The 26,010-nt window shown below is 39.8% G+C and carries 21 protein-coding genes; 11 read left to right on the top strand and 10 right to left on the bottom strand.

All coding sequences use genetic code 11. The features are described 5' to 3' along the window. Positions 1 to 278 precede the first annotated feature (278 nt). From AAV98_RS09015 to AAV98_RS09005, 3 genes are read left to right on the top strand one after another with little or no spacing between them, the layout of a single operon-like run. A complete protein-coding gene (locus AAV98_RS09015) occupies positions 279 to 1,805 on the top strand; it encodes a phytoene desaturase family protein (protein WP_060665226.1) in 1,527 nt (508 codons plus the stop codon). Then, the gene (locus tag AAV98_RS09010) at positions 1,802 to 3,304 is read left to right on the top strand and encodes a phytoene desaturase family protein (protein ID WP_060665225.1); all 1,503 of its coding nucleotides are present in this window, start codon (positions 1,802 to 1,804) and stop codon (positions 3,302 to 3,304) included. Before AAV98_RS09015 ends, AAV98_RS09010 begins: the two co-directional genes overlap by 4 nt. Next, positions 3,270 to 4,103 (top strand): phytoene/squalene synthase family protein, encoded by an 834-nt coding sequence (locus AAV98_RS09005; RefSeq protein ID WP_060665224.1) that lies wholly within the window; start codon positions 3,270 to 3,272, stop codon positions 4,101 to 4,103. Before AAV98_RS09010 ends, AAV98_RS09005 begins: the two co-directional genes overlap by 35 nt. A gap of 405 nt (positions 4,104 to 4,508) precedes the next feature. On the opposite strand, the gene AAV98_RS09000 is transcribed toward AAV98_RS09005, so the two are convergent. The 7 genes from AAV98_RS09000 to AAV98_RS08970 form a co-directional block, all read right to left on the bottom strand. Further along, a complete protein-coding gene (locus tag AAV98_RS09000) occupies positions 4,509 to 5,984 on the bottom strand; it encodes a phytoene desaturase family protein (RefSeq protein ID WP_060665223.1) in 1,476 nt (491 codons plus the stop codon). Further along, positions 5,981 to 7,090, bottom strand: coding sequence for a glycosyltransferase (locus tag AAV98_RS08995; protein ID WP_060665222.1), 1,110 nt, complete (start codon positions 7,088 to 7,090; stop codon positions 5,981 to 5,983). The genes AAV98_RS09000 and AAV98_RS08995 overlap by 4 nt, the downstream gene beginning before the upstream one ends. A 28-nt stretch (positions 7,091 to 7,118) precedes the next feature. Further along, the gene (locus AAV98_RS08990; protein WP_060665221.1) at positions 7,119 to 7,784 is read right to left on the bottom strand and encodes a lysophospholipid acyltransferase family protein; all 666 of its coding nucleotides are present in this window, start codon (positions 7,782 to 7,784) and stop codon (positions 7,119 to 7,121) included. Then, positions 7,753 to 8,544, bottom strand: a complete 792-nt coding sequence (locus AAV98_RS08985; RefSeq protein WP_060665220.1) for a carotenoid biosynthesis protein — start codon at positions 8,542 to 8,544, stop codon at positions 7,753 to 7,755. Before AAV98_RS08985 ends, AAV98_RS08990 begins: the two co-directional genes overlap by 32 nt. Positions 8,545 to 8,684: 140 nt before the next feature. Further along, entirely contained in the window at positions 8,685 to 10,064 is a 1,380-nt protein-coding gene (locus AAV98_RS08980) for an ammonium transporter (RefSeq protein ID WP_060665219.1), read from the bottom strand. Positions 10,065 to 10,088: 24 nt separating this feature from the next. After that, a complete protein-coding gene (locus AAV98_RS08975; protein ID WP_060665218.1) occupies positions 10,089 to 10,430 on the bottom strand; it encodes a P-II family nitrogen regulator in 342 nt (113 codons plus the stop codon). A 434-nt stretch (positions 10,431 to 10,864) separates the two neighbouring features. After that, positions 10,865 to 12,217, bottom strand: coding sequence for an MATE family efflux transporter (locus tag AAV98_RS08970; protein ID WP_060665217.1), 1,353 nt, complete (start codon positions 12,215 to 12,217; stop codon positions 10,865 to 10,867). Between the two features lie 119 nt (positions 12,218 to 12,336). Here AAV98_RS08970 and AAV98_RS08965 point away from each other — a divergent pair, with 119 nt between their 5' ends. Further along, complete coding sequence (locus AAV98_RS08965) at positions 12,337 to 13,209, top strand: AraC family transcriptional regulator (protein ID WP_060665216.1); 873 nt, start codon at positions 12,337 to 12,339, stop codon at positions 13,207 to 13,209. Between the two features lie 228 nt (positions 13,210 to 13,437). Here the strand turns inward: AAV98_RS08965 and AAV98_RS08960 are convergent, their stop codons facing one another. Continuing rightward, the gene (locus AAV98_RS08960; RefSeq protein WP_060665215.1) at positions 13,438 to 15,207 is read right to left on the bottom strand and encodes an alpha-glycosidase; all 1,770 of its coding nucleotides are present in this window, start codon (positions 15,205 to 15,207) and stop codon (positions 13,438 to 13,440) included. A gap of 439 nt (positions 15,208 to 15,646) precedes the next feature. Here AAV98_RS08960 and AAV98_RS08955 point away from each other — a divergent pair, with 439 nt between their 5' ends. The 5 genes from AAV98_RS08955 to AAV98_RS08935 all read left to right on the top strand — a co-directional run bounded on the left by AAV98_RS08955 (position 15,647) and on the right by AAV98_RS08935 (position 21,889). Further along, positions 15,647 to 16,930, top strand: coding sequence for a sugar ABC transporter substrate-binding protein (locus AAV98_RS08955; protein WP_060665214.1), 1,284 nt, complete (start codon positions 15,647 to 15,649; stop codon positions 16,928 to 16,930). A gap of 81 nt (positions 16,931 to 17,011) precedes the next feature. After that, positions 17,012 to 18,304 (top strand): sugar ABC transporter permease, encoded by a 1,293-nt coding sequence (locus tag AAV98_RS08950; RefSeq protein WP_197284275.1) that lies wholly within the window; start codon positions 17,012 to 17,014, stop codon positions 18,302 to 18,304. Then, entirely contained in the window at positions 18,304 to 19,146 is an 843-nt protein-coding gene (locus AAV98_RS08945) for a sugar ABC transporter permease (RefSeq protein WP_060665213.1), read from the top strand. Before AAV98_RS08950 ends, AAV98_RS08945 begins: the two co-directional genes overlap by 1 nt. Positions 19,147 to 19,235: 89 nt before the next feature. Beyond that, positions 19,236 to 20,786: an alpha-amylase family glycosyl hydrolase gene (locus tag AAV98_RS08940; protein WP_060665380.1), complete on the top strand. Its 1,551-nt coding sequence runs from the start codon at positions 19,236 to 19,238 to the stop codon at positions 20,784 to 20,786. An 83-nt stretch (positions 20,787 to 20,869) separates the two neighbouring features. Beyond that, the gene (locus tag AAV98_RS08935) at positions 20,870 to 21,889 is read left to right on the top strand and encodes a LacI family DNA-binding transcriptional regulator (protein WP_060665212.1); all 1,020 of its coding nucleotides are present in this window, start codon (positions 20,870 to 20,872) and stop codon (positions 21,887 to 21,889) included. 439 nt (positions 21,890 to 22,328) lie between these two features. On the opposite strand, the gene AAV98_RS08930 is transcribed toward AAV98_RS08935, so the two are convergent. Further along, a complete protein-coding gene (locus tag AAV98_RS08930) occupies positions 22,329 to 23,192 on the bottom strand; it encodes an SDR family oxidoreductase (protein WP_442853679.1) in 864 nt (287 codons plus the stop codon). 77 nt (positions 23,193 to 23,269) lie between these two features. On the opposite strand from AAV98_RS08930, the gene AAV98_RS08925 reads away from it, so the two are divergent. Next, a complete protein-coding gene (locus AAV98_RS08925) occupies positions 23,270 to 23,773 on the top strand; it encodes a GNAT family N-acetyltransferase (RefSeq protein ID WP_231687727.1) in 504 nt (167 codons plus the stop codon). A 55-nt stretch (positions 23,774 to 23,828) separates the two neighbouring features. Here AAV98_RS08925 and AAV98_RS08920 read toward each other — a convergent pair whose 3' ends face one another. Then, the gene (locus tag AAV98_RS08920) at positions 23,829 to 24,320 is read right to left on the bottom strand and encodes a YajQ family cyclic di-GMP-binding protein (protein WP_010192059.1); all 492 of its coding nucleotides are present in this window, start codon (positions 24,318 to 24,320) and stop codon (positions 23,829 to 23,831) included. A 206-nt stretch (positions 24,321 to 24,526) separates the two neighbouring features. Between AAV98_RS08920 and AAV98_RS08915 the strand changes: the two genes are divergently transcribed. Continuing rightward, complete coding sequence (locus AAV98_RS08915; protein WP_060665377.1) at positions 24,527 to 25,378, top strand: CvfB family protein; 852 nt, start codon at positions 24,527 to 24,529, stop codon at positions 25,376 to 25,378. Positions 25,379 to 26,010 lie beyond the last annotated feature (632 nt).

Raw genomic sequence — 26,010 nt, 5'->3', positions numbered from 1 at the left:
CTAAGTATGATTAAATATGTTTTGATTAGAGTAGAAACTCTTTAATGTATTAAAGAAATAAAAGCTCCTAGATAGGAGTTTTTATTTCAACGTCAGTGTGTACAAGCCCGTTATTCTTTTGCCATTGATGAAAAATCATCATCCAAATACCGTTGCAGCCCGTTTATACATAGAAAGAGTATTATTGATTGTAAGGGAAAAAAATATTATGTATAATGTTTGTATAATATTTGTTTAATTGCGGAGCGGTTTGTTAGGAATGAGGAGGCGTACTTGAAATGAGCAAAAAAATAATAGTGGTTGGTGCAGGACCTGGTGGCTTGGCAGCTGCCATGATGCTCTCTGCAAATGGCTATGAAGTAACCGTTATGGAAAAACAACCTTATGTTGGAGGAAGAAACTCTGCGATAACATTAGGGGATTTCACTTTCGATATGGGGCCAACCTTTTTAAGTATGCCTCAAATTGCAGAGGAAATTTTCGAAGAATCCAGACGGAACATGCATGATTACATGGATATGAAAGAATTGAAAGAAATGTATGAACTTGTTTTTCCGGATAAATCCTTTATGGTGACACGTGATAAGGAGAAAATGATAGAAACCATCGAACGATATTTCCCTGGGGATGGAGAAGGATATGAACGATTTATGTCCGAAACCGAAAAACGTATGGACGCTCTTACACCAATTCTTCAAGGGAAAATGGATCGTTTCTATGATTATTTTCAATGGAAAGTCATCAAAGCGTTGCCACAGCTCAGCCTTGGCAGCAGTTTGTACGATCAATTAAGTAAATATTTTCAACAAGAACAACTCAAACTTGCGTTCACTTTTCAATCCAAGTATTTAGGAATGTCCCCTTGGGAATGTCCGGGTGCCTTTTCCATTCTCTCTTGGATGGAACATGCATATGGAATCTATCATCCAATCGGTGGAGTCAATCAGCTCTCTGAAAGCATGGCTAAGGTTGTCCAAGAATATGGTGGGAAAATTAACCTTGGTACAGGTGTTAAAAAACTTTGGCTAGAAGGTCGAAAAGTGAAAGGTGTCATTTTAGACAATGGTTCAAAAGTAGCAGCAGATGAAGTAGTGATTAACGGTGATTTTGCCCATGTAATGACAAATTTAGTGGATGAAAACGTATTAAAAAAATACAGTAAACGGAAACTTGAGAAGAAAAAGTATTCCTGCTCAACCTTTATGATTTATCTTGGGCTCGACACCGTTTATGACCTCCCGCACCACAGCATTATTTTTGCTGAAGACTATAAAAAGAATGTAGAGGAGATCACCAGAACAAAGAAGTTATCTAGTGACCCTTCCATCTATGTCCAAAATGCTTCTGTGACGGACCCTACACTTGCTCCGGCAGGAAAGTCTGCCCTTTATATCCTTGCACCTGTTCCTAACAATTTCAGTGAGATAGATTGGCAGGAAAATAGAGAGAAGTTTCGAGAGTTAGTATTTGAGACACTGGAGAAAAAGAGCGGATTTAAAGGACTCAAAAATCACATAGAAGTTGAAAAAATTATTACACCTGCTGATTGGGAAAAAGAAGTGCTTGTTTACAAAGGGGCTACTTTTAACCTTGGGCATCAGCTAACACAAATGATGGTATTGCGCCCGCATAATAAATTTGAAGAACTTGAAAACTGTTGGCTTGTTGGGGGCGGTACACATCCTGGAAGCGGATTACCAACCATTCTTGAATCTGCAAGAATTACAACACGACTACTAAGGGAAAAGCATGAAACACATTCTCAAAAAAGCTTTCATGCGCAAAGATTGGAGAAGGCTCAATGAGTAAGCATATAGCAATTGCTGGCGCAGGTATCGGAGGAATGATTACAGCCCTTTTACTAAAAAAGCAGGGTTTTGACGTTAGTATTTTTGAAAAAGAAAAACAGGCAGGAGGTCGGCTTGCCTTTGTCGAAAGGGAAGGGTACAGGATAGACCAAGGCCCAACTATTGTCCTCTTACCCGATATGCTAAAGCAAATACTGGCAGAGGCGGGAGTGTCCAAAGATGCTTGGGAACTAATAAGCCTTGACGCCCTTTACAGCATCCATTTTAAAGATGGGAAGAAATACACAAAATTTAAAGACATAAACACCCAACTATCCGAGCTGTCAAAGCAGTTTCCTGGCGAAGAAGAAGGCTTTAAGCAATACATGATAGATATGAAGAAGAGTTTTGAAGTTGGGAAGACCTCGTTTCTCGAGAAATCGTTTACGAGAAAAAGAGATTTTTGGACGGGGAAAAATCTTAAGACCTTGCTTAGGTTAAAAGCTTATCAATCAACTAAAAAATTTGCAGGATCTTATTTCAGCGACGAACGTCTCCGTGAAGCCTATTCCCTCCAAACATTATATATCGGAGGGAATCCACAAACAGCTCCTGCCATGTATAGTTTAATTCCTTATAGTGAACATGAACATGGCATCCACTATGTAAAAGGAGGCTATGCGTCTCTAGTTGATGTGCTAGTGGAAACGTTGAAAGCAAGCGGAATCCCGCTGCATCTTTCCAGTAAAGTGGAACATATTCAAAAAGAGCAAGGACGGGTTACGGCCATTACAGTTAATGGAGAGATTATTTCGGTTGATGGACTCGTTTGGAATGGTGATTTTCCTTCCTCAGCAGAACAGTTCGACGTTAAAAAAGACTATGAACCTTCCTCAGGGTGTGTATTATTTTATTTTGGAGTGGATGGAATCTATCAAGATTCGGATGTTCACCAATTTTACATGGGTGGAAACTTCAAACAGCATATGAAAGAAGTGTTTCAAGAGAAGAAAGTACCTACAGATCCTTCTTTCTATACATTCAATCCAAGCGTGATCGATTCCACATTGGCCCCAGTTGGAAAAAGTGTTTTGTACGTCCTTATACCGGTTCCATCTGGCAGCCATATAGATTGGAGTAACGAAACGGCATTTAAAAACAAGATGATAAAGAATATTGAAAACCGAGCATTTCCGGGATTGACTAAAAGAATGGAATGGATGGAAGTAAGAACGCCTAATGATGCCGAACGCTTTGGATTGTTTCAAGGTGGCAGCTTCGGTATCGCTCCGAATTTATTTCAGTCTGGTGTATTCAGACCACAAGCTAAACCAAATCTTGACCTGGAAAATGTATATGCAACCGGTGCATCTATCCATCCAGGCGGTGGTATACCAATTGTTATGCAAAGCGCTAAGCTTGCAGCAAACCAGATTATCCATGATTTTGCCCATCATTCATCTGCAAAGGATGTGAATCTTAATGAACGACTTAATGAAAGCATATCATCATTGTGAAGCAATAATAAAAGAACATTCTAAAACATTCTATAAAGCATTTATGCTCCTGCCTAAAGAAAAGAAACAGGCGGTATGGGCAGTATATGCGTTTTGTCGACAGGTTGACGATATCGTGGATGAAGGGGAAAATCCGAAAGAAGAGCTTTTTGAATTTAAAGGAATGTTTGCTGCTTTTCTAAATGGAGAACGACCTTCTGAAGATCCAATGTGGATAGCTCTTCAGGATGTATTTAATAGATACGAGATGGACGTACAATCCTTTCATGATATGATAGTTGGTCAAGAAATGGATTTATATAAAAAAATGTATTTTACAGAAGAAGAAGTCCTTCATTATTCCTATCATGTCGCAAGTACGGTTGGCTTGATGTTGCTTCCGATTCTGGCTCCTAAGAAAAAAGGTGAACTGCGGGAAGATGCCATTGCACTCGGGCAGGCGATGCAAATTACTAATATTCTTAGGGATATTGGGGAAGATCTTGAACGTGAAAGAATTTATATTCCAATCGAAAAGTTGGAGAGAGCGGGCTATTCCCTGGATGACTTAAATAAGCATATTGTGAATAACAAGTTCATATCTGTGTGGGAAGAGATGGCAAATAAAGCAGAAAGTCTATATGAACAGGCGATGAGCTCCATTCATCTGTATCCCATGCATTCGAGAACCCCTGTTAAAGGATCGGCCTATTTGTATCGGGCGATACTAGGTTCAATACGAAAAAAAGGGTATTCAGTGTTTAAGACGAAGCATTATGTTTCCACTGAGGAAAAGCAGCAAATCATTTCCCAAATGTAAAAACCACAGTCCAATGGGCTGTGGTTTTAATTTGTGAAAAAGTATGTATCACTTTGATTTCCGTTCCAGGCGCTTCGCTTGCCTGTGGGGTTTCACCTGTCCCCTTCCTCCCGCTGGCATCTGCTCGCCTTCCACTCCAATCAAAAAAGATTTTCCATTCAAAGAAAGTATTATGAAAGTCTTATCTAGCAAGATGAATTAACACCTTTGTTTTTGTAATCCATAGCTGTTGATTGGAGCAAATGGCGAAGACTCCTGAGGGAGATAGCGCTAGGTGGAGACCCCGCAGGCGTAGCCGAAGGAGGCTCACGTCAGCCCCTAGGAAAGCGAAGTCATTTGCGGAAATCAACAGCGGTGTTATTACAGAACCTATATTTTAGAAAAGACAAGAACACTCATGGTAGGTTATTCTTTCATTTTGTTTGCTTTACTAATAACATTAGCAACGTTTAAACCAGAGAGTGTGACCATTGGTGAGCCTCCGCCGGGATGGGTGGAGCCACCGACAAAATAGAGGTTGCTGATGTCGGCTGATTTGTTCCTTGGACGGAAGAATGCATCTGTTTTACGGTTTGATGCCATCCCATATAAAGCTCCTCTAAAAGCGCCAAATGTAGTTTGGATATCCTTTGGAGTAATTACCTTTTCAGCAAGCAGATTTTCTTTTAATGATAAACCGCGATCAGCTAATCTATAATAGATGACGTCCTTATAATAGTGTGCATTCTCGTTTTGAAGAGTTGTTGCCGGTGCATTGACTAAAATGAACAGATTATCTCCATTCGGACTTCTTTCCTTTTCCGTAAAAGAAGAATTACTCAAGTAGATGGTAGGTTCAGTTGCATACGCTTTATCCTGAAATAAACGGTTAAACTCTTGTTTGTACTCTTTTGAAAAGTACACAGTATGATGTAGAAGTTCGGAATGTCTCTTATTCATTTCGGCAAGGATTACATAGGCAGAGATGGAAGGTTCGTATTTGGCCGCCTTTTTATCTGTAAAATGGGGCCTGTCCACTTCTCGAACAAGTTCAGGGTATACTTGAAGAAGATCTGCATTCATCACGACCGTATCAGCCGGATACTTTTCTCCGTCTTCTGTTGAAACAGACACAGCCTGTTTGTTTTTCACTTCAATACCAGTTACCTTACAATTAGTCCTGATTAGAACTCCAAGTTTTCTAGCGAGCTTCTCAAATCCTTCTGCAATTTTTGTGTTACCTCCTTTTGTGTAATACACCCCATCCACTAGCTCTAAATAGGCGATAAGGCCAAATGTAGCAGGGGATACATAAGGGGAGGAACCAATATACGTGGCATATCGATCCAGTGCTTGGATGACAAAAGGATTCGTAAAGTAATTTCGGTGAAACCGATGCAAGGACTGAAACGGACGAACTTTGCTAAAGGAATATCCTAAGCTTGGAGAAAGGTAATCAGCAGCTGAAGTAAATGTTCTTCTGAAAAACTGGCTTTCTCCCATCTTATACAAACGAGTGACTTCCTTTAAAAAAGCCGGATAATTCTTGGCACCAACAGGATCAAGCGTTGCGAGTTGGTCTATCATGTGCTCTGAATCAGAACTGAAGTCAAAAACATCCCCATCTGGAGAAAAATTACGAGTATGTGATGAAAGTTTGATAAAGTTAAAATATGAATCAGGATTTTCACCAGCTTGAGAAATGACTTCTTGGAATACACCTGGCATCGTAATCGTGTTTGGTCCAAAATCAAAAGATGCCTCTCCCAACTGAAAAGGCATCAGTTTTCCACCTAGGTGGGTATTCTTTTCCAATAATGTTACATGAAATCCCTTGGTAGCAAGGCTGATTGCAGCAGATAAACCACCAAGCCCTCCGCCTATGACAACGACATTTTTCATTTATAGGCACGCCCCTTCCAAATATAATGTTGTTTTTTCCAAGATTTCCACATGGAAGCGTGCAGAATCACTAAGAATGCCAAAGCGCTTAATGGCATGAAAAGAAACAAGTATGGTAGCTGGCCAGTTTTCAGATCAATATATAGTTTTTGCATCCATACGAGTAGCAGAGGCACCAAAAACAAAACTCCATATAGGGGAGATAAAAACGCTAAGAAAAGAGGTGAAATATAAAACATACTATAAAACAGCGTTAAGCCCATTGCCATTAATGGTGATTTTCCAATCCCGATATAAATATTTTTGATAAAACCATTCCAAACTTCTTGATTCGTTTCATACATATGACAGGTAACGTATGGGGTGGCATTTATTAGTTTTACTTGGAACCCGTGTTCTTTCATCACCCTGGCGAGATGAACATCTTCCACGATACTAGATTTTACGGAGAAATGCCCTTCCACAAAATCATAGGCACTTCTTTCAAAGAACATGAACGCTCCGTGAGCTGCACTTGCAGGCTTAAAGGAACTGTAATTTGCCAGCCAAAGGGGGAGGTGCAGCCAGATGACGAAATGTTGCATGGGTACCACTAGTTTACTTAACCAGCTTGTGACCGGAAACTGCGGAAAACCTGTTACCAAGCCGACTTTCTCATTTTGGAAAAAAGGAAGCATGTTTTCTAAAGTGTTCTTTTTCAGTCGTGCATCTGCATCCAAAAATAACAGATAATCACCATTAGCCGCATGAGAAAGTTGATAGCAAGCATGCACTTTTCCTGCCCAGCCCTTTTTTAAGGGGGCGCCTTGAAGAATAGTAAAACGACTATCTTTCTTAGTGGAGTTCAAAGCCATCGAATAAGTGGCGTCAGAAGAATGATCATCCAACAAGATAAATTCTAAATTAGTAAAGGTTAATTGTTTTAGGTTTTCTATTAAATGGAGAACGTTGCGCTCCTCATCACGCATGGGAACTAAAATGGATACAAGCGGTGGGATGGCAGATTTCATTGGCTTTGAATAGGTGGGATAAAACAATCCATTAAGGATAATCCAGAGGAAAGACAATAATAACCCGCCAGATAGCAAAATGGTTAATAATTCCACAACTGTTTTCCTCCTTCAAATTCCGTTATTATAGTAAAGATTGAAAATGGCTTGTTCTTTGTTCTATGACATCCTGCTTCACTTTATCAAGCAGAAGGGTATAGTGGTTCTCTAATGAACGGTTTTTCTCTTTTGAAGAACCACCCTGCAGTTGAGAGTAGAAGATAGGTTCATCTAGTTTAATATAAACTTCAGGTTTACGTTCCCCAGTAAACGTATAGTAAAGAGATACAGGGACTATCGGAATATCTGTATTCTTTGTGATGTGCATGGTTCCTGGCAAGAAACCGAGTGGACGGATCTCAAGGTGTCGCTCATCTCCTTGGGGAAACAGCCACAATGTTTTTTTATCATTTAATCTTTCTTTTGCATACTTCATCGAGCGTACAATGTCCTTAGGATTGTCTCTGTTGACGGAAAATGCACCAATCTTACGAAAGAAGGGGAACTCTCTAATTCCTTTTTCATGCATCATCACATAGCTCTCTTGTTTAATGATAACTTGATTCAAATGAAAAACTACCAGTGCGTCCCACCATGTACTGTGATTGACGATGAACAAGGCAGGGGAAGGGGGGAGCTTTACATGTTCCCCTTTAGCAAAATAAACTCCTTTAAAATGAAAACGCAGAAAACGCTTATTAAACTGATGAAAAAAATAATCAAACACTTTGCTTTTTTTTGCTGGAATCATGTAGGAGCTCCTTTGATTTCAGGGTAGCTAAATATAATAATAGAGTTGGAATTATTGTTACAGTCAAAGCCAGATAAAGCTTTGCAGTTATGGCGATCATACAGAACATCGCAATCATTAAACCGTACAATACATACATATTCTTTTCCCAGTATCGATTTTCCTGTGAAGAAATATTTTTCGAAAGAAATAGGATGACCAAGTGGAAGAGAAAGGAAAGTCCGAACCAACTGTAAAAGTTAAACATAGGAATGTTGTAATAAAAGCTTGTTTCTTCCCAAATCCAATATTCTTTTGCGATATAGGCGACAGGATCAATAATTAAATCCAATACCACCGTTGCAAAAGAAGCAATTATAGCTTTTACAAACATTGAGGCAGTTGGAAATACCCTATTTGCCATTACATGCGAAGTCGAAATGACCAAAACCCAAGCAAATCCAATGGTAATGGGGACATCAAATAACTTTGGCCCAAAATAGGAATTATAGTAATAGTCGCCAAACAAAACTCCATATTTCACTCCAAAATGCTCAGCAGCCATGGCTACAAAAAAGACGAGTAATGTAAAGAAAATCCCGATCACACGGTAATTTTTAATAAAATAAATGGCCCCAAGAGTTCCGGCAGTTACTAGAAAGACCACATTCGCCCATTCCAACCAAGGAGGCAAAAGGTCAAAAGTCAATAACACGACCCCACATATGTACCAAACGATAAAGAAGCGTACAATCATCTTTTCCCACATGCTAATCTTCAAAAATATCACCTCTAGGAGAAATTATAGCATTATAGTTTAATGAATGTATATGTTTTGTATACAGTAAAAAGCGATTCAATGGGCTTAGCCACGAATCGCTTTTTTTTGTTATTTATCATAGTAGACGAAGGGCAATCAGTTTAAACTCCCTTAGCTTTAGGTTTTTGCGTTGAACCGCCTAAATTGTTCAGGCGATGAACTAAACCTGTGCCAAATTCCGGTGCCGAACTGTTATCAGAAAAGACCGACTCTCGAAGTTCATAAGCAGAAGAACCATGCTCTGCAAAATCAAGCCCGGAGATCTCTTCTTCCTTCGTAACACGAATGCTTGAAAAACGGGTAACAATAAACAAGAATAATCCGACTGAACCGATTGTCCAAGCCGTAACAGCCAGTACGCCAATCGCTTGAATACCCAACTGTGAAATTCCACCGCCATAAAATAATCCCGTTGAAGTAGAGAATAAACCGACTGCAAGTGTACCCCAAACTCCACAAACTCCATGAACTGCAATAGCGCCGACTGGATCATCTATCTTTGCTTTACGATCAATAAAGGTAACGGATTCAACTAAAAGTACCCCGGCAACCAGTCCTATGATAATCGCTCCAATTGGAGATACATCTCCCGTTCCTGCTGTAATTCCAACTAATCCAGCTAAAGCGCCATTTAGCGTTAAAGAAGCATCAATGCGCTGATATCGGAATTGTGTGTAGAACGCAGATGCCAAAACACCTGCAGATGCTGATAATAAAGTGGTTGTAATGACATGTGGAATAAGCGACGGATCTGCAGCTAAGGTGCTGCCTCCGTTAAATCCAAACCACCCAAACCATAAAATGAAAACACCCAGTGCCCCAAGAGGAATGTTATGACCAGAGATGACATTTACTTTGCCATTAGAATATTTTCCAAGACGTGCACCTAAGAATTTCACCGCTACAATTGCCCCTAGAGCACCAGTGAGATGGACAACAGTAGAACCAGCAAAATCAGTAAAACCTAGTTCGGACAACCATCCGCCACCCCATACCCAATGCCCAACAATCGGATAAATAATGGCTGTCATAGCTACTGTCAATAAAATATAACTTGATAGCTTCATCCTTTCTGCAACTGCCCCGGAAATAATAGTGGCACATGTTGCTGCAAACATTGCTTGGAATACGAAGAATCCTATTTGATCTTCATGTCCAGTAAGAAAAAATCCGTCAAGTCCGGTGAATCCAGCAATGGAACTACCAAACATAAGTGCGTAACCTATTGCGAGATAGAGAACAGATGCAATGGAAATTGTGAGGAAGTTTTTCATTAAGATATTCAAAGCATTTTTAGAACGCGTAAAGCCGGATTCGACCATCGCAAACCCTGCGTGCATAAAAAATACTAAAAGAGCAGCAACCATAATCCAAACCATATCAAGAGAGACGCTTAACCCTTCAACCGTAGGTGCTTGAGCATGGGCTGTGGATCCGAACAATAATCCGCCTGTTAAAAGTAATCCAATTTTTTTCTTCATGTTTATCATCCTTTCTTTTTGTGTTTATATAATGGCTAGCTTTCCGCTTTCTCCTGTGCGAATTCGAATGGCATCTTCAATCGGATAGATAAAAATCTTCCCATCACCAACCGTATTGCTTGAGCATGTTTCCTGAATTATTTGTACAATTTCATCCACAAATTCCGATTCCACTACCATTTCCACCTTTACCTTAGGCAGTAGTTTAATTTCGAAAGTATTTCCCCTAAAAAGGCCTTGCTGTCCTTTTTGCTGGCCACAACCTGCTACTTCAGAAACAGTTAAGCCGTTTATTCCCACTTCTTCTAATTTTTCACGAAGAGCACGAAATGTTTCCGGTCTAATAATGGCTTCCACTTTTTTCATTTTTATCGCCCCTTTAATTAAATGTTATATTTCCTAACATCAGTAGTTATGTTTTATATCATATTCTATAATTATGAAGAGTGCAATAGGAATTATCAAAAAATTCAGTCGAAAGCGCTTACTAGTTTGTAAGGAATTCTTACATAAGCAAAAAAGCCCTTCCGTGTGGAGGGCTTTTATTGAGGTGAAATAGCCTATTAACTCTGTTGATTTCTTTCAACTAAGGTTAATGAATAACCATTTACGTTTCTTTAAAGTAATTTCTAGCTGTGGATTGGAGCAAATGGCGGAGACTTCAACGGGGGAGAAACGGTTGGTTGAGACCCCTGAAGCGTTGTGAGGAGGCTCAAGCACCGTCCCGCGGAAAGCGAAGCCATTTGCGGAAAGGAACAGCAGAGTTAACCAATTACCCATAAACTCTAATAAAGAAAACTCTATGATGCTTTTTCATGTACAAATGATTTGTTTACCCAAATACGGGAACGCCAGCGGTACAGCATAATAATTCCACGTAACCACTCATCTAAAATCATCGCAATCCACACACCGACTAAACCAAGACCAAAATGAATTCCTAACACATAGGAAACAGTAACACTAACACCCCACATCGACAAAATTCCAATATAAACAGGGAACCTGACATCACCAGCTGCACGCAAAGCATTTATTACAACCAAATTGAATGAACGCCCTGGCTCCAAGATCACGGTAAATAAAATCAGCGTACCACCAAGAGCGATAATATCCGGGTTATCTGTAAAGAACCCCAAAAGTGTATCAGAAAAAAATGCAATGGGAATGGCAGTCAAGATGGAAATCAAAATGGCTAGACGCAAGCTTTTTAAACAGCGCTTATACGCCTCCTCGACTTTTCCCGCCCCAATCTGATGACCAATCATTATTTGAGTACCTTGACTAATAGCAACACTGAATAAGAATATAAACATCATTAAACTTTGCGCGTACACCTTAGTCGTTAATGCTTCTGTACCTATCATGACAATAAAATAGGTGATGACAATTTGAGAAGTATTATAGGATAGATGTTCTCCAGCTGACGGGATACCAATCTTTAATAAATTTTTCAAATGACTTACAGGGAGGCGGAACATTTTCTTAAATGGCAGTGGTTCTTTTATTCTCTTAAAAAGAAGAAGAGTAATGACGATTAACCCCAATCCCCGGCTGGTTACAGTAGATAATGCTACTCCATCCACACCTAGGACAGGAATGCCAAACGGCCCGAAGATAAATAAGTAGTTTCCGATAACATTGATAATATTCATCCCGATGGTCACATACATGGCATCTCTAGTAAACCCGTAACTTCTGATTGTAGCTCCCATTGTAATGACCAGAGCCTGAACAAATGAGAAGATTCCCACCAATTTCAAATAAGAATCAGCCTCTGTTAATAGTTCAGGAGGAAGGTCCATCAATAATAAAAGCTTGGAAGAAAAAAGGAATACTAAAATACTGATCGCTACACTGAAAATAAGGTTTGCTCCGATCGAGACAACCGTAACTTCTGCTGCGAGTTCTCTATTTTTTGATCCTAGGTACTGTGCGACCAGAATTGTCGTACCAGTCGCAATGAAACCAAACATCACAATTAACATAAACAAAATTTGATTGGCAACACCGACAGCTGCCACAGAATCATCTGAATACTGACTTAACATTAAAATATCTGCATTTCCCATTAACATGTGTAGAAGAACTTCAATAAAAATAGGCCATGTTAAAGCAAAAAGGGTGAGTTTCTTTGTATTTGTATCTTTCATAATGGTTACTCCTTTTGATGATTCCGACATAAAACCATTCCTAGTTTAAACGGATTTTATTATAATAGAAAGAGATGATTTCGATACTTATTGGAATTTTACGACTTGAGGTGTAAGGAATGTCAATGATTGCAATGTCCATCCCCCCTTTTCCCACTTTTATTAGGGGAGGAGAATATACGTTTAATAAAGGGGAACGACATTTCTCCAGAGTGTTTACCGTTTTCGACCTTTTGTATGTTAAAAAAGGTACCTTGTTTATGCAAGAAGGGGACAATAGGTTTGTTGTAAAAGAAGGACAATATGTCATTTTGGTTCCGGGAGAAAGACATGAAGGATATGCGGATTGCTCAGAACAAACAGACTATTTCTGGTTGCATTTTGTTATCCCGAGAAATGATTATCAGATGGTAGAGGATAAGGAACTGGATTGGTCCTTTGTGTACAGAAAAGAACCAACATTTACTGAAGTAGGCTATTATCAGTTTCATATCCCGCAGTGGGGTGAAGTGAAAAGAAGGGAGATTGTCGAACAACAGTTGGAAACGCTTCTTACTACAAGAGACGGGGATGCCCATGTTCCAGATGATTATCTGAAGCAACAAATTCAATTCTCTGAGTTCATCGTTCAGTTGCAAAAGGAGGCATTCTCCATTCCCAGTGCGACCGAAAAGGTGTGTGAGAGTGCTATGAAATACATTCAGGAAAACTATAAAAGTCCTATAAATATGAGTGTTTTAAAAGAAGAGTTGAATTTTCATTCGGATTATTTGACTCGTTGCATGCAGAAAACGATTGGAATTAGTCCGATGCAATATTTAACGCATTACCGGATGCATCATGCGAAAAAGCTTTTGGCGGAAACGGAATATAAGGTATCTGCCATTTCCCGTGATGTGGGAATTGACGATGTCACATATTTTTCTAAATTGTTTAAAAAGGTGGAGGGAACGACGCCGATGGAATACCGGCGATTGGTTCATCGGAAGTGAAATTTGAAGTGGGTTGTTTTAGATTAGTTGTTTGGAAAGAATCGTGCGATAAGCCGGAACGCTGGAAGGACCACTGTGAAAAGTCTAATAGAAGGGTTCTAAAAGCCCAAATGCTGGAAGAAGCCCCGTCAAATGTCTAATAGAATTATTTAAGCCAGTAAATCCGCTAATATAGAAAAAGATGCCCGCTAATTTCCTTAGCGGGCATCTCCAATTTTACTCTGTTAATCAATAACCCAAAATCTGAAACCCATAAGCAGGAAGTTTTACTTGCAGTGCACTAGCGTCAATTGCAAACGCAAATTCCTCTCCGTTCCAAAGGTCACGCAATACCTTTCCTTTCACACCATCAGGTAATGTCACAATCAAATCTTTTTCGCTATTATTGATCACGAATAGTATTCTTTCCCCAGAGACATCAGAAACTTTCTCATACATGACGTGATTTGTCTCATTATTTGCTTCTATAAAACGGAAATCCCCGTGGTTTCCGAATACAGGTAATTCTTTGCGGAGCGCAATTAATTTTTTCACAAATTCAAACATATCGTGATCCTGTTTTTCTTCTTCCCATACCATGCATTTACGGCAACCTGGGTCTTGCTCGCCTGTCATGCTGAATTCATCTCCGTAATAGATGCAAGGAGTGCCTATAAAGGATAATTGGAACAAGAATAATAGCTTTAATTTATCTTTATTTTCCTCGCATATTGTTAAAATACGCGGAGTGTCATGACTGCCTAACAAGTTGAATGCAACTTCATTTACATTAATAGGGTAGGAGTGCATCACCTTAGATATAGAATTTGTAAACTCCACCGCATTGGTTTTATTTTTTGCAAGGTAATCAAGGGTAGCGGTGGTGAATGGATAGTTCATCACAGCATCAAATTGGTCACCCTGTAACCAAGGCATAGAGTCATGCCAAATCTCACCGAGAATATAGACATCTTCTTTTTCAGTTTTCACAGCTTTACGGAAGTCTCTCCAGAACTGGTGGTCCACTTCGTTTGCTACGTCGAGTCTCCAACCGTCGATGTCAAACTCTTTTACCCAATAGCGGCCCACTTCCAATAAGTATTCCTTTACTTCTGGATGTTCCGTATTAAGTTTAGGCATATCTGAAACAAAAGCAAATGCGTCGTAATTCGGCTTAGGTTTTGTTACTACAGGGAAGTTCCATATATGGAACCAATCCTTATACTTTGATTTTTCTCCATTTTTCAAGACATCTTGAAATGGTTCCCAAAAGTAGCCACTATGGTTGAACACAGCATCAAGCATTACTTTGATACCGTTTTCATGACAAATTTGAACAAGTTCCTTGAACGTTTCTTTGGTCCCAAACTGTGGATCAATTTCCATATAATCAATTGTGTCGTATTTATGGTTGGATTTTGCTTTAAATATTGGAGTGAAGTAAATACCTGTGATTCCTAACTCGACTAGATGGTCGATGTGTTCGATAACCCCCTCGAAGTCACCTCCGAAAAAGTTGGAGGTAGAAGGCTCTGTGCTTCCCCATGGAAGAGCACCTTTTGGATCGTTTTCTTTATTGCCATTTCCAAAACGTTCAGGGAATATTTGATACCAAACTGTGTCCTTTACCCATTTAGGAGCTTGAAAGACATCAATTTTGTTTACAAAAGGAAAACAGAAGTATAGTCCGCAGTCTTTAGGTTCTTCTTCGTAAAAACCCTTCTCATTATAAACAAGGCTTTCATCCCCTGATTTCAGAGCAAAGCCATAACGAAGTCTTCTAAATTCCGGAACAACTTCAGCGAGCCAATAATCATACAACTCATCTGATCCCGTTTTCTTCATAGGTTCTTTAACAGATATCCATTCGCCGTCTTCCCAAACATATGGATCTCCGTGAATCAATTCCACTGATTCCACATCATTTTTCTTTGTTTGCAGACGGATGTGAAGCGTTGTTTCATTATAGGCGTATGCAAAATTGTTCTTTGGACGATGGAAAATAGCTTCTTTTAGCATATAGCATTCAACCTCTCCTTTATGCAATCGCTTGCATTTATTGCGAAAAAAAATGGTTGAAATGTTTTCATTGCCATTTTATTCAACATAAGGGTATGTCAAAAAAGATGGAATGTCAATGAAAAGAGAAAGCTCAAAGGAGTACGAAAGGCAAGGTTAAAAAACACACAATGAAAAAGCAAGGGAAAAAACTCTATAAATGCATATATACCAATGGTTTATGAGTTTAATATTGTTTAAGTAGTATCCTAATCTATCAACATATTAAAGTTTTTTTAAAAAAACAGGTTGTCAATTGGGTGAATACATGTATAATAAAAAGTGAAAGTTGTGCAATCGTTTTCATGAAAAATGTAAGCGTTATATGTTTTCGCTTACATTAATGCAATCGTTTGTGCATCTTAGTAGAAAGATTATTCAAAATGACGGAGGGGTCAAAATGAAAAAGTTTTTTGCAATGCTTATGATTGCTGTCCTTACACTAGGCGTACTTGCAGCTTGTGGTCCACAACGTGACACAGGTAACAACGCTGGTTCAGCAGAAGGCGAAGGCACTACAACTGAGGGTAAAGACAAGCCTGAAAAGTTAACAGTTTGGGTTAACGATGATGAGAAACAAAGAGCAGCATTAGATGAAATTTTTGCAGCTTATAAAGAAGAAACTGGTATTGAAGTAGAAACTACAGCTATTTCTATGTTAGATCAAGTAGAAGCACTTGCTCTTGACGGTCCAGCTGGTAACGGTCCAGACGTATTCTTTGGTCCACATGATCGTCTTGGTGACATCGTTCTTCGTGGTCTAGCAGATCCAATCGACTTAGGAGAAGATGCTTCTCTTTACAGTGAAACTGCAATAAATGCTGTAACAGTTGATGGTGAAACTTATGGAGTACCTCAAGTAATTGAAACTTACGGTATGTTCTACAATAAAGATCTTGTTTCTGCAGAAGAAATCGCAACAATGGAAGGCCTAATGACAGTTGCGAAAGAGCAAACTGACGCTGGTCAAGATAAATATGGATTCTTAATGGAAGCAACTAACTTCTATTTCATCTATCCTTTCTTTGCTGGTAATGGCGGTTATGTTTTCAACAACGATGGATCTGGTTTCGACGCTAAAGACATCGGACTTGCTAACGAAGGCGCTGTAGAAGGTGGAGAACTTGTTCAATCTTGGTTCAACAACGGATACATTCCTAAAGAAATCAACGGCGACATCATGAGTGGTTTGTTCACAGAAGGTAAAGTTGCTACTGTTCTTACAGGTCCATGGAACATCGCTACTTACAAAGAAGCTTTAGGAGACAAATTAGGTACAGCTACACTGCCTAAGCTTGAAAATGGTGACGTTCCAAAATCTTTCGTTGGTGTAAAAGCTTGGATGTTAAGTTCTTACTCTGAAAACCAAGAGTGGGCAATCGACTTAATGAAGTTCATTACTAACTATGACAATGCAATGAAATACTATGAACTTGCTGGTGAAATGCCTGCACTTCAAGAAGCTTTAGATAGCGACGTGATTGCTAACGATGAAATCATCGGTGCATTCGCTGAGCAAACTCAATACGGTGAGCCAATGCCAAACATTCCACAAATGCAACAAGTTTGGGATCCAATGGGTAGCGCTCTTCAATTCATCGCTAACGGCGACGATGTTGGTGAAGTATTAGAAGAAGCAGTAAAAACAATCGAAGATAATATTGCAGCTAGTGGAGCTGAATAATTACTAACGATTAAACCTGGTGGGTAGACTAAATTGCAATGCTAGTCTACCCACTATATTTCTTTAAGAGGAGGATCTGCTATGTCCGGCACAGCAACTGAAAAAATGCGCTCACATAATCCAACTTTAGCGATGGTCCTTTCCATAATTTTTGCAGGGTTAGGTCAACTATATAACCGCAGATATGCGAAAGGGATTACATTCATCATCATTGAAGCTGCATTTTTAATTACTTTTTTCGAGTTTCTTAATATTGGTTATTGGGGACTATTCACGCTTGGAGAAATTCCTCGAGTAGACCACTCCATCTTTTTACTAATCCAAGGACTAATTTCTGTTATTATCACTGTGTTTGCAGTGGCCTTATACTACCTGAATGTAGTGGATGCGAGAAATAATGCAATCGACTTAAAGTTGGGAAAAGAAAAGCCAACTGTAAAAGAAGCATTTAAGAGCTTCTATGACAATGGATTCCCTTATTTTATGGTTATCCCAGGACTGATCCTGTTATTATTCATCGTTGTTCTTCCTTTAATGTTCATGGTTTCGCTGGCATTCACGGACTACAACTTATATAATACGCCTCCGAGAGCTTTGTTAAGCTGGGTAGGTTTTGAGAACTTTACAAATCTGGTATCGATTCCACTTTGGAAATCCACATTTGTTAGTGTATTTGCCTGGACGATTGTTTGGACAGTTTGTGCAACTACCGGCCAAATTGCTTTAGGACTATTTTTAGCATTGCTTGTAAATGACCCCCGTATTAAATATAAACGCTTTATCCGTACGATTTTGATTTTACCGTGGGCTGTGCCTGCATTTGTTACAATCTTGATCTTCGCTGCGATGTTTAACGACCGTTTTGGTGCCATTAACCGTGACATCTTAGGTACAATTGGAGTTGCGCTTCCATGGTTGACGGATCCGTTCTATACTAAAATCGCAATCATCATGATTCAAACTTGGTTAGGGTTCCCATTCGTATTCGCATTGTTCACAGGTGTACTTCAAAGTATATCTAAAGACTGGTACGAAGCGGCAGATGTTGATGGAGGAACACGATTCCAGAAATTCCGATTCATCACTATGCCACATCTTTTATTCGCAACTGCACCACTTTTAATTATGCAATATGCAGGAAACTTCAATAACTTTAACATCATCTATCTGTTTAATCAGGGTGGTCCTGCTGTGCGTGGTCAAAATGCCGGAGGATCGGATATCTTGATTTCATGGGTATATAAACTGACATTCGATACGAGTAACTACAACATGGCAGCAGCAATATCGATCATACTCGGACTAATTGTAGCCGGTTTTGCCTTCTTCCAATTCCGTCGTACTCGTTCGTTTAAAGAGGAGGGTAATATTTAATGAACCTAAAAACGAAATCCAAGATCGAAGTATCATTGATCTACTTATTCCTAGGCTTCATGTTCATCATTATTGCCTACCCGCTTTTATGGACTATCGGATTATCCTTAAATCCTGGAACAAGTCTTTATTCGGCATCTATGATTCCGGAAAACTGGTCACTTGAGCACTATGTTTGGTTATTTACAGATCCACAGAGTGACTACTTGATCTGGTATAAAAATAGTATTCTGGTTGCAGTAGCCAATTCATTTTTCTCTGTATTAGTAACTGCGTTTGTCGCGTATGCCTTTTCTAGGTACCGTTTTAAAGGAAGAACGTATGGATTATACGCATTCTTACTATTGCAAATGTTCCCGGCATTAATGGCGATGGTAGCTATCTATATTCTATTAAATATGGTTGGTATGTTGGATACTCTTGTAGGTTTGACAATCGTTTATATTGGTGGACAAATTCCATTTAATGCGTGGCTTGTAAAAGGATATTTTGACACAATTCCAAAAGAGTTGGATGAAGCGGCTAGAATGGACGGAGCAGGACATTTTGGAGTATTCTTCAAAATCATGCTACCTCTTGCGAAGCCGATCTTAGCAGTAGTAGCACTATTTAACTTCATGGCACCATTTACAGACTTTATTTTGCCACGAATTGTTTTAAGAAGTCCTGAAAACTTTACGTTAGCACTAGGATTATTTAACTTTATCAATGACCAATTTGCTAACAACTTTACCCGCTTTGCGGCAGGTTCTATCTTAATTGCCATTCCAATAGCATTGTTATTCTTGTTCCTACAACGCTATTTAATCGCAGGACTAACTGCAGGTGGAACAAAAGGATAAGAATAGTATATAATCGTTTATGGAAAGCAAGGGTTTATCTAACCGGAAGCTGTACTACTAAAACGATTTAAGGGAGGGAAGCGGAATTGATGAAAAGAGTGAAGGGGCTCATTCTCGTTCCGTTTCTTCTTTTTTCTGCATGGTTTGTTCCATCCGTTCAACCTGTTAACGCTGAAAAAGAAGAACACGCATGGCAAGATGAGATTATATATTTTATCATGATTGACCGATTTAATAATGGTGACACCTCTAATGACTTTGAGGTGAACCGTGATGATCCAAAAGCATACCACGGAGGAGATTTCCGCGGAATTACAGAAAAACTGGATTATATAAAGGATATGGGATTTACAGCCTTATGGCTGACCCCTATCGTTCAAAATGAAGCAAAAGGGTACCATGGCTATTGGACGGAAGACTTCTATAATACTGAAGAGCATTTCGGTACCATGGAAGAATTTAAGGAACTAGTGAAAGAAGCACATAAAAGAGACATGAAAGTTATTGTGGACCTTGTTGTCAACCACACTGGTTATCAGCATGCCTGGCTAAACGAAGAAGACAAGCAGGATTGGTTCCACCCAAATGAACCTATCCGAAACTGGGATGACCAAGAACAAGTGGAAAATGGCTGGATTTACGGTCTTCCAGATTTAAATCAAGAAAATCCCGAAACGAAAGAGTACCTGATCGATATGGCTAAATGGTGGATTGAAGAAACAGACATTGATGGGTACAGATTGGATACTGTCAAACATGTCCCGAAAGATTTCTGGAAAGAGTTCAGTAAGGAAGTAAAATCGGTGAAAGAAGACTTTTTCTTAATTGGGGAAGTATGGCATGATGATCCGAACTATGTGGCAGGATATCAAGAAACAGGGATTGATTCGTTTGTGGATTTTCCAACATATAATGAAATCACCCGTGTATTTTCTGGGCCTGATCAATCGTTGACTCGTTTGGATTCACTGTTTAAAAGCAAGGAAAATTTATACGAGAACCCTTATGTTCTTGGAACCTTTTTGGACAATCATGATGTAGAGCGCTTCACAAGAGCTGCTATCAAAAAGAAACAACACCCTCCAACACGCTTGAAGCTTGCATTGGCCTATATGTACACAACACCAGGTATACCTATTATGTATTATGGGACCGAAATTGCGCTTGATGGGGGAGAAGATCCAGATAATCGCAGAGATATGAACTTTAGAGTAGAAGAGGAACTGATAAATTATATTACAAAGCTTGCAGAACTTCGTAAAACCATGCCAAGCCTAACACACGGTACGTATGAAATGGTATATGACGATAATGCCATGTCCGTTATTAAACGGGAGTACGAAGGGGAAATGACCTTTATTGCTATCAATAACTCTAGTGAAACACAAGCAGCCCAACTCGATGCTGAAGTGGTAGGCCAAGACCTCGAACTTCGTGGTACATTGGGAGACGAATTGGTTCGTCTTGCTGACGGAAAATACACAATCGGACTAGATAGAGAAACAGCAGAAATCTATACCGTTAAAGAAGATTCTGGTATTAATGTTGGGTTTGTAAGTGCGATGGCATTGATTTATGGTGGGTTTATTGCTTTTATAGCAGCTGCTGTAATGAGAAGAAAGAAAAAGAATAAGAAATAAATGTGCCTATCTCCTCCATTAGAGGGGAAGGTATTGATCATATTGTATGCGTTTCCAATTAATCAAGGGGGAGGGATAGGTGCATGGCAGTTACTATAAAAGATGTCGCAAAAATTGCCAATGTGGCACCTTCCACAGTTTCTCGTGTTATCGCGAACAATCCACGCATTAGTGAAAAAACAAAAAAACGCGTGAGAGAAGCAATGGAAGAGCTTGGATACCATCCAAACTTTATCGCCAGAAGCCTGGCTAATCAGTCCACACAAGTAATCGGACTTGTGATGCCTGCATCGGCAGATAAAACATTTCAAAATCCATTTTTTCCGGAAGTGCTAAGGGGAATTAGCACTGCGGCCCATGAAAAACAATATGCCCTGCACATGTCAACAGGTGTAACAGGCAACGAGATACTAGAAGGTGTTATGCAGATGGTTCAAGGACGCCGTGTTGATGGAATCATCCTTCTATATTCGGCAGTCGAAGATAAAATAATTAAATATCTGCAAAAAGAGTGTTTCCCATTTGTCGTTATCGGCAAACCATTTGAACAGGTAGAAGAAATTACGCATGTGGATAATGACAATTACCGTGCTGCAAAAGAAGCAACAGAGCACCTTATTAGTCTCGGACATGATAGAGTGGCATTCGTTGGTGGGAGTATTCAACTGGTGGTAACCATTGACCGCTTGTTAGGATATGAAAAAGCAATAAGAGACGCAGAAATTCCATACAAAGACGACTATATCATTCATGAAGAGTTCCTTAAAGAAGGAGGTCAAGAAGCGATTTCCGAGCTTCTTTCTCTTGATGAGCCACCTACAGCACTGGTTGTCTCGGACGATTTAATGTCACTAGGTATCCTTAATACCTTGCATGACATGGGAATTTCGGTACCAGATCAGATGTCCATTGTAAGCTTTAATAATGTGTTGCTGGCAGAAGTGGCAAGGCCGCCATTAACTTCTGTTGACATCAACATTTTTCAACTGGGATTCCAAGCCGCGAAAACATTGATTCAAAAAGTGAAAGACCCTTCCGAGCCAACAAAGCGGATCATTATCCCTCATTCAATGGTGAAGCGCCAGACTTGTAAGGAAATATGACGGGGGTTCGGGTAAAATGAATAAATTTTGGTGATTTAATGAGGCCTTCCTCCGACGATGGGGTTGGCTTTTTTTGATTTCTACTAGAAAGAGGTTGTTTTTGGTCTTTTTTTTGAGTTTTTTTGAGGATAAAAAACGGTTCGGACAAATTGATTGGTTGTTCGGACTATTGAAGACCACTAAAGAGGTATGTTCGGACAAGAATTGACGGAGTTCGGTCAAGTTTCAACTGAGGTTTGGACATTCTAATTTTAGCTTTGGACAAATATTCAAAAACTTCGGTCAACAATGGAGAATCTTTGGACAACTTTCAGAAATCTTCGGTCAAAAATGAGAAAACATCGGACATTTATCCAAACCACACCCCGTCCGCAATAATACAAAAGCCTAAAAAACGCCCTTCTATAAGTCGAAGAGCGCTGAGTATGAGCACTAAAATTTACCCGTTTACAATCTTGCCGCCATTCACGTGTAACATCTGTCCTGTCATATAAGAAGCATCGACACTTGCCAAAAACACATAGCTTGGTGCGACCTCTTCTGGCTGTCCGGGGCGTTTCATCGGTGTATTCGCACCAAAACTCGCAACCTTCCCGCTTGAAAAAGTTGATGGAATCAGTGGTGTCCAAATGGGACCTGGAGCTACTCCGTTTACTCGTATCCCTTTTCCAACCAACTGAAGAGCCAGTGAGCGAGTAAATGCTACAATGGCACCTTTCGTTGCGGAATAATCCACAAGCTGTTCATTTCCCGCGTATGCAGTGACAGATGCCGTATTAATAATACAACTTCCACTTGCCAGGAAAGGAAGAGCAGCCTTGGTTAAATAGAAAAAAGAAAAGATGTTGGTTCTGAATGTTTTCTCCAACTGTGCTGCTGTAATGTCTTCAATACTTTCTTGTGGATGCTGTTCAGCGGCATTGTTAACGAGGATGTCTATTTTGCTAAAGTTAGCCATCGTCTCATCTACAATTTGCTTGCAGAATGCTTCATCCCCTATATCTCCTGAAATCAGGTGACACTTCCTGCCTTCCGCCTCCACTTGCCTTTGCGTTTCTTTTGCATCTTCATGTTCATTTAAATAGACAACTACAACATCCGCACTTTCTTTTGCGTAATAAATAGCAACAGCTTTGCCAATTCCACTGTCCCCACCGGTGATGATTGCGACCTTATCCTTTAACTTTTCACTGCCTTTATAAGTGGAGTCCTCTGATTTAGGTTTGGGTGTCATCTCCGCCTCAATTCCCGGCTGCTTGTTTTGATGTTGAGCGGGAAGCGTTTGAATTTGTTGTTTTGTCATAATTAGCACCTCCAATAATCTTTCCTATTATGAGAAAAGCGCCTATAATTTATCCAATGAGATAAGAAGGGAGAGATATGATGATTATTAGAGAAGCTAGATTGGAAGATGCAGAAGGTCTCTTAAAGCACGCTAAAAAAGTATATGGAGAAGGGCGTAACCTATTAACGGCACCAGAGGAATTCAAAGTCACCCTAGAGCAGGAAGAACAGTGGTTACAAGATAATAGCCAAAAAGGACACTTTACACTTATAGCAGAACAAGATTCAACAATTGTAGGCATGCTAAATGCTACAAAAGGTTCTAGAAAAAGAGTAAAGCATATTTGTATGTTTGGCATCAGTATTCAAGAAGAATTCTGCAATAATGGACTAGGAAGCAAAATGATACATAAACTGTTGGATTGGGCAAAAAAAGATAAAGATATTGAAAAAGTGTGCCTAGAAGTATTCGCCCACAACGAGCGTGCGATACATGTATACGAAAAGCTTGGATTTAAAGTGGAAGGAAGAAAAGAGAGGCATGTAAAATTTGAGGACGGAACGTATTCAGACGAACTGATTATGGGACAATTTGTCTAAGGGAATAAAATTACCCCCGTCATTTTTTGAACGGGGGTATATGTATGGTCACAGCTTAACGATAGTTTACAAACTGTAGGTCAATATCCAAGTCAGCCTCACGAAGAGCTGCAATCACCTGTTGGAGATCATCCCGATTCTTTCCAGTAACGCGCACTTGGTCATCCTGGATTTGAGTTTTCACTTTCAAACCAGAGTTCTTGATGATTGTGTTGATTTTTTTCGTATTGTCCTTATCAATGCCTTGGACAAGCTTACCACGTTGACGAACTGCCCCTTTAGAAGCATCTTCTATTTTGCCGTATTGAATATTTTTCGTTGGAACATTACGCTTGATCATCTTGCTGACCATTACATCTTTTAATTGATCTAGTTTAAATTCGCTGTCCGATAAAAGAACAATTTCTTCTTTTTCTAGCTTGATATCACTGACAGAGCCTTTAAAGTCAAATCGATTTTGAATTTCTTTTAACGCAATATTAATGGCGTTTGTCACTTCAGATAAATCTACTTTTGAAACAATGTCAAAAGAACTCTCTTTTGCCATGGAAATCCCTCCATCATAGGTTTTAAAAATTTTACCAAAAGGTAATTGTAAGAAAAATATCGCTTTCTGTTCCTAATTATAGTAGAATAAAGCGATTTGGACAACTTAATCAAAGTCATGTACACTTTACATATCAAAATTAAACGTTCGTTTACTAGGCGAATGTTGATGATAATAATGGGCAAAAAGGAAGGTATTTAGAAATGATGCAAACTGGTACGGTACTAGAATTAACTGTTGATCGGGAGACGCCGCTTGGATACATGCTTACAGATGGAGAAGAAACGATCCTTCTTCATAAAAATGAAGCAACTAGAGAATTAGGGGAAGATGAGACGGTAGAGGTTTTTCTATACTCAGACCAAAAAAGCCGAATTACAGCTACCATGACCATCCCTAAAGGCCTCAATGGCCACGAATGGATGGAGGTAGTGGAGGTCCTTCCGGGACTAGGCGCATTCATTAACATCGGAATCGCAAAAGATGCTCTTATTCCAGCGGATGACTTACCGGTATATGAAGAAATATGGCCGCAAGTTGGAGCGCATTTGCTTTGCCGTGTAAAAACAGACCGCCGTGGCAAACTGATCGGAAAACTTGCCACACAAGACGTGATGTTAGATCGATCTATTAAAGCCCCATCTAATATCCTTAACCAAAATATTCAAGGGACCATCTATCGCCTTTTAAAAGTGGGAAGCTATATCATTTCCAACGAAGGCTATATTGGATTTATTCATAATTCAGAACGCAAAGAAGAGCCAAGATTAGGACAAGTGGTAGAAGGAAGAGTCATTGATGTAAAAGAAGACGGAACCATCAACGTATCACTTATGCCTCGTAAACAAGAAGCAATGGATGAAGATGCTCAGGTTATCATGGACTACTTGGAACTAAGGGGCGGAGCAATGCCGTATAGTGATAAAAGTGCTCCTGATGATATTAAGGAACAGTTCCTTATTAGTAAAGCCGCGTTTAAGCGTGCAATGGGCAAGCTCATGAAACAAGGATTGATCCGTCAGTCTGAGGGTTGGACGTATAAGAAGGAAGCAGAATAAAAGTGTGTTCGGCTACGCCGGAAGTGCAGCTCATTAGGTGACTAGTGGGCTGTTTTTGTTTTCTCGAGGCGTGAAGCGGGAGCTGGAGTTGGAAAACGGTAAGAGAGAAGGCATCTCTAAGCCCGCAAACGAGGTTGAAGTAGGAAAGCGGTAGGAGAAAGAGTGTCTCTACGCCCGAAAAGCGAGTTGAAGTTGTAAAACGGTAGGAGAGAGGGCGTCTCTACACCCGAAACAGGAGTTGAAGTTGGAAAACGGTAGGAGAGAGGGCGTCTCTACGCCCGAAAAGGGAGTTGAAGTTGGAAAACGGTAGGAGAGAGGCTTTCTCAAAGCCGGAACCGATAGTTGAATATGGAAAACGGTAGGAGAGGCGCGTTCTCAAAGCCGGAACTGATAGTTAAATATGGAAAACGGTAAGAGAGAGGTGTTCTCAAAGCCCGAAATGAGCGTTAAAGATGAAAAACGGTAAGAGAGGAGGCGTCTCAAAGCCGGAACCGATAGTTGAATATGGTAAACGGTAGGAGAGGGGCGTTCTCAAAGCCGGAACCGATAGTTAAATATGGAAAACGGTAAGAGAGAGGTGTTCTCAAAGCCCGAAATGAGCGTTAAAGATGAAAAACGGTAGGAGAGGCGCG

The sequence above is a fragment of the Bacillus sp. CHD6a genome (assembly GCF_001293645.1).
GTDB lineage: Bacteria > Bacillota > Bacilli > Bacillales > Bacillaceae_I > Sutcliffiella_A.
This window is presented reverse-complemented; position numbering and strand designations above follow the sequence as displayed.